The 9,492-nt window shown below is 68.3% G+C and carries 9 protein-coding genes and 1 pseudogene; 7 read left to right on the forward strand and 3 right to left on the reverse strand.

The features are described from left to right. The first annotated feature begins 80 nt into the window (after positions 1–80). The gene (locus ACNFOC_RS44895) at positions 81–506 is read left to right on the forward strand and encodes a hypothetical protein (RefSeq protein ID WP_416964774.1); all 426 of its coding nucleotides are present in this window, start codon (positions 81–83) and stop codon (positions 504–506) included. A gap of 274 nt (positions 507–780) precedes the next feature. Here ACNFOC_RS44895 and ACNFOC_RS44900 read toward each other — a convergent pair whose 3' ends face one another. After that, complete coding sequence (locus ACNFOC_RS44900; RefSeq protein WP_416964775.1) at positions 781–1,092, reverse strand: hypothetical protein; 312 nt, start codon at positions 1,090–1,092, stop codon at positions 781–783. 328 nt (positions 1,093–1,420) lie between these two features. Between ACNFOC_RS44900 and ACNFOC_RS44905 the strand changes: the two genes are divergently transcribed. Both ACNFOC_RS44905 and ACNFOC_RS44910 read left to right on the forward strand, forming a co-directional pair. Continuing rightward, positions 1,421–2,686 carry a DUF3500 domain-containing protein gene (locus ACNFOC_RS44905; RefSeq protein WP_416964776.1) on the forward strand — a complete coding sequence of 422 codons (1,266 nt, stop codon included), beginning with the start codon at positions 1,421–1,423 and terminating at the stop codon, positions 2,684–2,686. Continuing rightward, entirely contained in the window at positions 2,683–4,056 is a 1,374-nt protein-coding gene (locus ACNFOC_RS44910; RefSeq protein WP_416964777.1) for a HupE/UreJ family protein, read from the forward strand. The genes ACNFOC_RS44905 and ACNFOC_RS44910 overlap by 4 nt, the downstream gene beginning before the upstream one ends. Positions 4,057–4,150: 94 nt before the next feature. On the opposite strand, the pseudogene ACNFOC_RS44915 reads toward ACNFOC_RS44910, so the two are convergent. After that, positions 4,151–5,083 (reverse strand): annotated as a pseudogene (locus ACNFOC_RS44915) (hydrolase); the annotation flags it as partial. Positions 5,084–5,442: 359 nt separating this feature from the next. Between ACNFOC_RS44915 and ACNFOC_RS44920 the strand changes: the two are divergent. From ACNFOC_RS44920 to ACNFOC_RS44930, 3 genes are read left to right on the forward strand one after another with little or no spacing between them, the layout of a single operon-like run. Continuing rightward, positions 5,443–5,904, forward strand: coding sequence for a hypothetical protein (locus tag ACNFOC_RS44920; RefSeq protein WP_416964778.1), 462 nt, complete (start codon positions 5,443–5,445; stop codon positions 5,902–5,904). Positions 5,905–5,908: 4 nt separating this feature from the next. After that, a complete protein-coding gene (locus tag ACNFOC_RS44925; RefSeq protein WP_416964779.1) occupies positions 5,909–7,246 on the forward strand; it encodes a hypothetical protein in 1,338 nt (445 codons plus the stop codon). Beyond that, positions 7,243–7,596 (forward strand): hypothetical protein, encoded by a 354-nt coding sequence (locus ACNFOC_RS44930; RefSeq protein ID WP_416964780.1) that lies wholly within the window; start codon positions 7,243–7,245, stop codon positions 7,594–7,596. The genes ACNFOC_RS44925 and ACNFOC_RS44930 overlap by 4 nt, the downstream gene beginning before the upstream one ends. 123 nt (positions 7,597–7,719) lie before the next feature. On the opposite strand, the gene ACNFOC_RS44935 is transcribed toward ACNFOC_RS44930, so the two are convergent. Beyond that, positions 7,720–8,580, reverse strand: coding sequence for a hypothetical protein (locus ACNFOC_RS44935; RefSeq protein WP_416964781.1), 861 nt, complete (start codon positions 8,578–8,580; stop codon positions 7,720–7,722). A gap of 336 nt (positions 8,581–8,916) precedes the next feature. Between ACNFOC_RS44935 and ACNFOC_RS44940 the strand changes: the two genes are divergently transcribed. Then, positions 8,917–9,492, forward strand: a 576-nt coding sequence (locus ACNFOC_RS44940) for a nitroreductase family protein (protein WP_416964782.1), incomplete at its 3' end; no start/stop codon positions are given.

The raw sequence follows: 9,492 nt of genomic DNA on the forward strand, positions 1-9,492 counted from the left end.
GTGGGGCGAGGGTGTGGTGGGGGCGGATCTGAGTACTCGTACTCTGTCGCGGCTCCGGCAGTGGGGGAACCCTCGTACACATGACCGAGAAGCTGCTGAGCCCCCTGCGGACGCGCCCCTGGGCGGAACGCTGGCTGACCCGGACGCTCGGTGCGGGGGGCGCGACGGCGGCGTACGCCATCTGCGTCCCGTCGGGATCGGTGCCGGTGTCGGTGGCGGGTGAGGTGTCCGGTGGCGGCGGGGTTTTGCTCGCGGTGATCCTGGTGTGCCTGGCGGGCTACTTCGGTCATCGGGACGACCTGGCCTGGCCGCTGCTGTTGGTGGCGGTGCCGCCGGCGGTGCAGATGTATGTGTCGTTCGAGTCGGAACAGCCGTTGGCGTGGGCGTTCGCGACGTTGGTGATCGCGGCGGGGGCGTTGGTCGCGGCGACGGTGGGACGCTGCTTCCGGCCGCGCGAGGAGGATCCGACGGACGGTCTGCTGTGCGCCGCCGCCCACCGACCTTGAGGAGCCGTATTCCAGTTGTTGTCGGGTGCGGGTTGTTTGTGGCTGGTCGCGCAGTTCCCCGCGCCCCTAGGTGGTTTGGGGGTGCGGCTTCGTCCTGGGTGCGGGTGCGTTTCGGCGCCTGGGGTGCGTTGTGGGTCGGCGCCGCGCCGGGGGGTATCCGTCCTCGGATCGGCGCGGGGGCTGTTTGTCACCGGCTTGACCGTGTTGACGCGCCGACCGCTGCGGGCGGACACCCCCCGACACGTCGCCTTGCCGCCGTACGCGGCCGACGGAGTCATGCGTGCCGGTCGGCGACCGCCCAGGACGCTAGGGCTACGGCGCCGGCGACCCCGAAGACCGCGGGCCAGGCGCCGATCTTCTTGGCCAGGGGGTGGGAGCCGGCGAACGCGGCGACGTAGGCGACGGTGAGTGCTCCCGCTGCCTTTCCGCCGGCCTGTTGGCGCCACTGCTGTGCGGCGGTGGTCCCGGCCACGGCGAGGACGACACCGCCGAGCTGCCGCTTCCTGGTCCAGCGGGCCACGCCGTACCCGCCGACCAGTCCGCTCGCGGCGACCACCGCGCTGGGAATGTTGGGGACCTTGGTCATGACGTGCCTCCTGGGGCGGCGGATCGGCTGGTAGCAGGGAATCCTATCCGGTTGATAAGAGTCGCCTGTCATCGGCATAAGTGAATTATCTGAATTCAATTCGCATTGCTGTGGAACCTGAAATTATTGTGTCCACGTGACGATCCATTGAGATTTCGGTAAGAAACTCGATAATCTTGTCAACAATCGCGTGAACGGGCGGCCGGCTGCCCGTTGCGTGTCTCTCACCCCTGCCATCCCTGCTTGCGACCGCTGACGAGCGGGCGATCCATGCTGCCCATGTGGCGGGGACGTCGTTCTGGAATTGCTGGAATCGAAGGAGTCGTTCGTGAGTAGAGAAAGAACCCGTCTGGTGCGTACGAGACGGACCTGGCGTGGAATAGCGGGAGCCGTCACGGCAGTCGTGCTGGTCGGCGGTGGTTTCGCCGTGGCGAATGCCTCCACGGATACGCAGACGGGTAAATCGGCCGCGGGCGCCAAGCATCCGGTCGACAAGAAGGCCACCGGTACCGGCGCCGTGGTCAGCGCGGCCAACGAGTTCCTGAACACCCTGGACGCCGACCAGCAGGCGGAGGTGCTGCTGGACTTCTCGCAGGCCAACGCGACCGCGTGGTCGAACCTCCCGTGCGGCTCGACCTGCCGCCCCGGCATCCAGCTGGGCTCCCTGACGGACACTCAACTCGCCGCCGCCATGAAGGTGGTGAAGCTCGCCACGGGCACCGGCAAGGGCACCGGGTACGACCAGATCACGCAGATCCTCAAGGCCGACGACGTGCTCAACGCCGCACAGGCCACCAGCTCCGCCGGTCCGGCGCCGTCGGACACCGCGTCGAGCACGGCCTCCGCCGACCCGTCCGCCAGTGCGACGGCCACCGATGCCCCGACCGACGTCCCGACCGGCACCCCGCCGTCCGGCGGCGCCGGCGGCGGAATGGGCGGCTACGGCAGCGGCGTCTACTTCCTCGCGTTCCTCGGCACCCCCTCGGTGACCGGCACCTGGCAGCTGCACTTCGGCGGCCACCACCTCGCCGTGAACCAGACGTACAAGAAGGGCAAGGTGGCGGGCGCCAGCCCGTTCTTCGTCGGTGTCGAGCCCAGCAGCTGGACCGACGACGACGGCACCACGTACTCGCCCCTGGACGCGCAGCGCGACGGCATGCTCGCCCTGACCGGCAGCCTGAGCACGGAGCAGCTGGCCACGGCCAAGCTGACCGAGTCGTTCAGCGACGTGCTCCTCGGCCCGGGTGAGGACGGCCAGTTCCCGGCGACCAAGGAAGGCATCAAGGTCAGTTCGCTGTCGCCGAAGCAGCAGCAGCTGGTCCTGAAGGCCATCCACCCCTGGATCGCCAACGTGGACGACGCCACCGCGAAGAAGCTCATGAAGACGTACGCGAATGAGCTGAATCAGACCTACGTCGGCTACTCCGGCGGCACCGCGCTGGACACCCAGGGCGACTACGTGCGCATCGACGGCCCGGGCGTGTGGATCGAGTTCGTCTGCCAGAACGGCCTCGTCTTCCAGGGCAAGGTCCACTACCACACCGTGTACCGCGACCACACCCGCGACTACGGCAGCGAGTTCACCTTCTCATGACCCGACCGCGAACTTGGCTGACCACAGCGCTACTTCGCCTGGTGGCCGGGATCGCGATCGCGGTACCGGCGGCGCTCCTGCTCGGAGCGTCGCCGGCCGCCGCGCACCCGATGCCGCACTCGGTGGTCCAACTCGACGTGTACCAGGCCTCGGTGACCGCGCGGCTGGCGCTGCCGGTCGACGACTTCTCCCGGGCGAGCGGCATCGATCTGAACACGATCGAGTCAACCGCCCTGCCTGCGAAGGCCGTTGCGATTCGCACCTACCTCGTCCGGCACATCCACCCGACCACCCTCAAAGGCAAGGTGTGGCAGGTCAGCGTCGGCGCGCTGAGCCTCAGCCGCACCGAACAGACCTCCACCGGCCCGTACCGCGAGCTGATCGCGAAGGCCGTACTCACCCCGCCTGCGGGCGCCGACGTACGGCACTTCACCCTCGACTACGACGTGATCGTGCACCAAGTGGTCACGCATGTAACGCTGGTGTCGGTTCGTCAGGACTGGGCCGCGGGTCGGGTCGAGGGCGACGGTGCCACGCAGGTGGGCACCATCCGCCTCGACGTTCGGCACATGAAGGTGCCGCCGCTGGTCGTGGACCTTGGTGAGGGCAGCGTCTGGCGCGGCTTCGTCGCGATGCTCGAACTGGGCGGCAACCACATCCTCACCGGCACCGACCACCTGCTGTTCCTGCTCATCCTGCTGCTGCCCGCACCGCTGTTGGCGGCCGGGGGACGCTGGAACGGCCTGGCCGGCCCCCGCGCTGCCCTGTCCCGTATCGGCCTCATCACGTTGGCCTTCACCATCGGTCACTCCGTCGCTCTTGCGGCAACTGCCCTCACTCGCTTCGAGATCCCCGGACGGCCGGTCGAGGCGTTCATCGCGGTCAGCATCCTCGTCGGCGCGGTCCACGCGATCCGTCCGTTGTTCCCCGGCAAGGAAGCGATCGTGGCGGGCGTCTTCGGTCTGGGCCACGGCATGGCGTTCTCATTCGTACTCGCCGAAATGCACCTGTCCACAGCCCAGTTGGCGACCAGCCTGCTGGCCTTCAACCTGGGCATCGAACTGGTCCAGCTCCTGCTGGTCTGCCTGGCGTTGCCGTCGCTGCTGGTCCTTGCGAGGTTGCGTGTGCAGCCCGCGCTGCGGGTGGGCGGTGCGTTGATCACGGCCACTGCGGCCGTCGGCTGGCTGGCGGATCGGTTGGGGCTGGCCAACCCCGTCGCGCGGGTGGCCGACAGTGCCGGATCGCATACGGCGGGGATGCTGACGGGGCTTGCGGTGGCGGCGGTTGCGGCGGGTGTATGGACGTTGGTCGTACGTCAGCGTCAACGCCAACGCGAGGGCGGGCTGGCGGAGTTGGGGACAGTGACGTAGGAGACAAGGATGTAGGAGACAAGGACGTAGAAGACGCGGATGCGGGCCGGGGTGTGGGATTCCCCGGCCCGCATCCGTGCTCGGTGGCTCAAGAGGAGAGCCACTCCGTGGCGTTGAGGGCGAGGGCGGCGTTGGTGGCGCCGGTGTCGTTCCAGCCGTCGTAGAGCGTGTTGCCGGACTGGCCGGTGCCGTCGTCGATCGGCGAACTGTCGCCCCAGAACGCGACCTTGCCGCTGCCGAAGGTGCTGGTCGCGAAGAAGGCCCCGGTGTTGCCGGAGTAACCGGAGCGGTACAGAAGCCCCTTGGCGTTCGCGTTGTCGGCGGGCTTGAGGGTGGCCGTGGTGCCGTTGGCGATCAGGCTCTTGGTGACGGTGCCGAAGGAGCCGTGCAGCACGGCGTTGCTGCTGTCGCTGATGGCGGCCGGGTAGCCGGAGGTGATGTTCAGCGAGTCGATGGAGAGGCCGAACGGGTCGGTCGAGTCGACGCTGTTGTTGGTCATGAGGTCGTTGAGGATCTGGACCGCGTCGTAGCCGTCGTTGTTGCGGTCGGACCCGGTGTGGTCGGAGATCATGAACAGCCCGCCGCCGGCCTTCACGAAGTTCATGATGGCGGTCTTCTCGGCGGTCGTGAACTCGATGTTCGGCTCGGGCAGCACGAGCGTGTCGAAGTTCGACAGGTCGGTCGCCGAGGAGCCCCCGTAAGTGAGCGCGCTGGTCGCGGTCTTGAGGCTGTAGTCGCCGGTCTTCTGAAGGGCGATGCCCCACGAGGAGAGCGCTCCGGTCCAGTCCTTGTCGGAGGAGGGGGAGGAGTCCTGGGCCAACGGGTCCGGCTTGCTCGTGGAGATGATCCAGTCGGCGTTGCCCGCCTCCTCGGCGTGCCCGTCGTCGAACAGGACGCGGTGCGTGGTGGCCGCGTGCGCGGGGGTGACGGTGGCCGCCTGCACGGCAGCTCCCGTGGCGAGCATGCCGAGCACGGTGAGAGCGGTGGTGAACCTGCGACCTGACGTGAGGGTGCGTGTGCGTGTCATGGACTTGCCAAGGCTGAGCATCCGGTGAACCTCCGTGGAGTGGGGGGATTCCATCAGTGGGGGGTGGAGTGAACAGGGGTGCGGGTGCTGAGGGTGCTGCGGATGTCGCTGACTGCGGTGAATCTTCGCGCGTAGACCGGTAGTTGAGTGATCACCGATCGGCACAAGGGAGGACGGTACACAGAAGATCGGGGGCGCCGGGAGGGGGTTTTGGCGGTTCACGTAGATCTCTTACTCGGCGACCTTGAGTCGCCCTCATTTGGTCAACTCTTGATCGTCCTTGACCTGTTCGTGGCAGACTTGGAGGGGCGAGATGTGTGTGCTCGCGCGATGTCACGACTGAACGGGGGACGGGAATCGTGTCGTGGGACGAGGAATGGGCACAGCTCAAGGCGGACGCGCTGGCCCGGCAACAGCCGTCGACGCAGATGCGGTTGAACCAGTTGCCGGCCGATCGGGGCGGCTCGTCCACCGGGCCGGCCGGCGGTGGCGCGGACGGGTTCTCCGTCAACGCGGCCTCGGTCGACGGGAGTTCGCATCTGCTCATCGAGATCGCGGGCGTCCTGTACGAGGGACGCATGGACGGGGAGAACGCCACGATGGCCCGGGTGCCCCGATCCCACCCGGACGTGGCCTCGAACGTCGAGGCGTTCGCCCGGTTCGCCCAGGACCAGTACACGGACGCGGTCGTCCTGCTGGCGGCGCTGTCGGGCAAGCTGAAGTCCGCGAACAACGCGTACACGCAGTACGACGGTGACGTACGCGGGCAGCTGAACTCCGTTCTGGTGGCGGGCCGTTACACCGAACCAGGGAACCGGTGATCCCGTGGCCCACCGAGCGGACGTCGAGTTCCTGGAGGACGCGAACCCGGCACTCATCGGCCGTAGCGCCGCCGAGTTCACGCGTTTGCACAAGCTGATCGACACCACCGACGACGCCTTCCGCAAGGCGGTGAAGGTGGACTGGCGGAGCGACGCCCGCGAGTTGTACGCGAAGCGGCTGAGCGAGGCCAAGGATCTCACCGACGCCCTGTCGGAAGCCTTCCGCAGAGTGGGGAACGCCCTGACGACGTATGCGGACGCGGTCACCACGGCCAAGAGCCACTACAAGAGCGGCAAAGCCAGCGAAGGCAAACTGTCCGAGGTGATGTCCCGGGAGGCCACCGCCGTCACCCCGACCGCCCGCGCCGCGGAGCCCATGAGGCAGTGGGAGGACCTCCGGGGCACCACGGGCGTCATGGACTGGTTCGCGGAACTGACGGTCGACATCGACGCGATCCGCGAGGACGCCGAGCGCTACTACAACCAGACCAGTGGCCACTACGGCGACGCCCGGCGCGTGGAGTCCGAGGCGCGCGAGACGTGCGTCGCGGACATCAAGGCCGCCAACCGTTCCCTTCCCGACTTCCAGAGCCCCATCGCGGACCCGGGTCAGTTCCTCAGGAACCTCGGCCCGTTGCAGGCCGAGGCCCGCCAGGCGAGCGACAACCCGTACGCCCAACTCCCGGGCGCCGGGCCGAAGGTGGACTCGATCCCCACCATGGGCGGGAACGTCGTGGTCAACGAGACGCTGTCACGCATCCAGACCCGCATAGACGGACTGCCGGGCGCCGAGGGCAACAACTACTGGCTGCCGTCCAACTCCGACGAGAGCCGCCGCCAGTACATCTCGGCCAATAGCGCCGTCATCAAGGCCGCCGCCCAGGACGCGGGCCTGCCGCCCGAGATGGTCGCCGGCATCGCCTGGCAGGAGGTCGAGGGCGATCCGGGCGTCCTCGACGACCTGGCCTACGAAGGCCGCAAGATCCTCCCCTTCAGCGAGGACCCCGACCGCACCTCGATGGGCCCCATGTCCATCCAGGTCCGCCGCGCCGCCGAGGTCCTCGGCTACGACCCGAACCACCTCACCGACATGCAGCGGGACGTCGTGGTGGACTCGATCAAGGACCCGGCCAAGAACATCTTCATCTCCTCGGAGTACCTGGCCCAGCTCAAGGCGGAGAGCGGCTTCGCGGATGTCCCGCCGGACCGGATGACCCGAGCCCAGCTCCAGGAGCTGGCCGCTCGCTACAACGGCGGTCCCTACTATGAGGACCCCGCCGCCCAGGCTTACGGTCGCGGCTTCGACCGCAAACTGGACGACGCCAAGGAGGCACTGAAGTGACCAGCCCTGTCCGCCCCACGACCCCGCACGCGGACGTACGGGCGCCCCGCCCCCCGCGCACCCGCGTCGCATCAGCGATCTGCGCCCTCGTCCTCACCCTGGGCCACCTGGTGACGGCCTACATGACGCTCCTGGCCTACGCGGCCGACCCCGCGGGCCCCTGGGACAGTGAAACGGTCGCCCACTCGAACTTCGCGGCCGGCTTCGCCCTGGCGCTCACGGCCGTGACGGCGGGGCTGAGCTGGGTGTTCGTCAAGGCGGGATGGGTTCGCAGGTGGTGGTACGCGGTTCCGGCGGGGCTGGCGGTCGCGGCGGTGCTTCGGCTTACGTTGCTGGCTCCGGAGCTCTGACCGGTCGGTTCGGAAAAGGAAGGGGGGTGCCGGGCGCCGTGATGGAGGCGGCCCGGCACCGGAGTACTGACGTGCGGTGCTGATGTGTGGTGCTGACGTGTTGTGGTGCTGCCGAACCGCCGCTTACCGGACGTCGACGAAGTCGCCGGGCGCTGTCGCCGCGGCGGTGGTGGCGGTGCCCGCGAAGACGTAGCGGTAGTAACCGTCGACCGTGGCCTTCGTGGTGGTCTTCAGGACGCCGGTGCTGTTGGTCCTGACCGTCTTGAGGGTGGTGTAGGCGCTGCTGCTCTTCTTACGGAACTGCAACTTCACGGGCTGGGACACGTACCCCGCGTACTTGCCCGTCGACCAGTTGGCGCGGGCCAGCTTGCCCGTGACCGTGATGGTCTTGCCCTTCTTGACCGGCTCGGGCGTGGCGTTGGCGGTCAGCGTGGAGGCCTTCTTGATCGCGGCGGTGGCGACGTCGTCGTTGTAACTGGCGTTCGCGTACAGGTCCCAGGCACCCAGGAACAGCTTCCAGGTCCCGGCCACACCGTTGTCCTTCATGTCGGTGGCGGGGTGGATGTTGAAGACGGCCTTGCAGGTGTAGGTGCCCTGGGTCGCCGTCTCCGTGCAGTCGGGGTCGTCGTCCGTCCCCAGCCCGCCGGTGATGCCGTCCGTGGTCGAACTGTCGGTGCCCTGCCACAGGAAGGCCTCGGTGAGGGCGACGCCGTTCGAGTCCGTGGCGGTGTACGTGACGGTCACGGACTTCGTGCCGGTGGTGCCGAGGACGATGTCCTTTCCGCCGTTGATGACGGCGCGCGAGAACTTGGTGTTGCCCAACGAGTCCCTGGGCTGAACGGCCTTGGAGGCGAAGGAAGTTGGCCCCGCCGCCGCACCCGTACGCTCCGCCGCCTGGGCGGCCACCGGAAGCGCGAGCGCGGACAGGACGACGGCACCGGACACGACACCGGACACAGCGGCGGCCGCAACGCGTATACGCATGTTCCCCCCACGGAACCTGAGAGGCCCGCCCAAGTCTCCCCTTGGCCGGGCCTGTTGATCTCCGCATGATAGGGACTCAGGTCGGAAATGGTGAAGATCTCTTGGGCAATAAGTGCGTAAGGGGCCAGTGGGGCTTGGGGAGTTGATAGCGGCCCAGGCCCAGGCCGAGGCTCACGGTCGCGACTTCGCCTGCAAACGGGACGACGCCAAGGGGGCCCTGAGGTGACCAGCCCTGTCTGTCGCCCCCGGCACACCCGCACACCCGCATCGCATCCGCGCTGAGCAGTGGCCCAACGGCGCCCGCCGGTCCGGCAGTTCGTGGCAGGATCTGCCGACATGGAATTCTCCGAGGTGGTCCGCCGGCGACGCATGATCCGTCACTACTCCGACAAGCCGATGACCCCGGAGGTGATCGAACGCGTCCTCGCCTCCGCGCTACGAGCCCCCTCGGCCGGCTTCTCCCAGGGCTGGGCCTTCCTCGCCCTGACCGACCCGGCCGACCGCGCCCGCTTCTGGCCGTTCGTCCCCACCCGGGTGGAGAACACCCCGACGATGCAGGACGCCCCGCTGGTCGTGGTACCCCTGGCGCACAAGGCCGCCTATCTGGCGCGCTACGCCGAACCCGACAAGGGCTGGGAGGACCGCGCCGAAGCCCGCTGGCCCGCGCCGTACTGGTACATCGACACGGGCATGGCCTCCCTGCTGATGCTCCTGACCGCGGTCGACGAAGGCCTCGGCGCCTGCTTCTTCGGCATCATGCCGGAGCATCTCCAGCCGTTCCGAGCCGAGTTCGGGGTGCCGGACGAGTACGACCCGATCGGCGGGATCACGATCGGGTACCGGGCGGAGGATGCTCCCGAGCAGAGCGGGCGGGTCGCGGAACGGCGGCGGGGTGTGGGGGATGTCGTGCAT

Source organism: Streptomyces colwelliae, assembly GCF_048158785.1.
Taxonomy (GTDB): domain Bacteria; phylum Actinomycetota; class Actinomycetes; order Streptomycetales; family Streptomycetaceae; genus Streptomyces.

What these genes read in the sequence shown, in the direction of transcription:
- ACNFOC_RS44895 (WP_416964774.1), top strand. Translation starts at nt 81, where the DNA reads ATGACCGAGAAGCTGCTGAGCCCCCTGCGGACGCGCCCCTGGGCGGAA.
- ACNFOC_RS44900 (WP_416964775.1), bottom strand. Translation starts at nt 1,092, where the DNA reads ATGACCAAGGTCCCCAACATTCCCAGCGCGGTGGTCGCCGCGAGCGGA.
- ACNFOC_RS44910 (WP_416964777.1), top strand. Translation starts at nt 2,683, where the DNA reads ATGACCCGACCGCGAACTTGGCTGACCACAGCGCTACTTCGCCTGGTG.
- ACNFOC_RS44935 (WP_416964781.1), bottom strand. Translation starts at nt 8,580, where the DNA reads ATGCGTATACGCGTTGCGGCCGCCGCTGTGTCCGGTGTCGTGTCCGGT.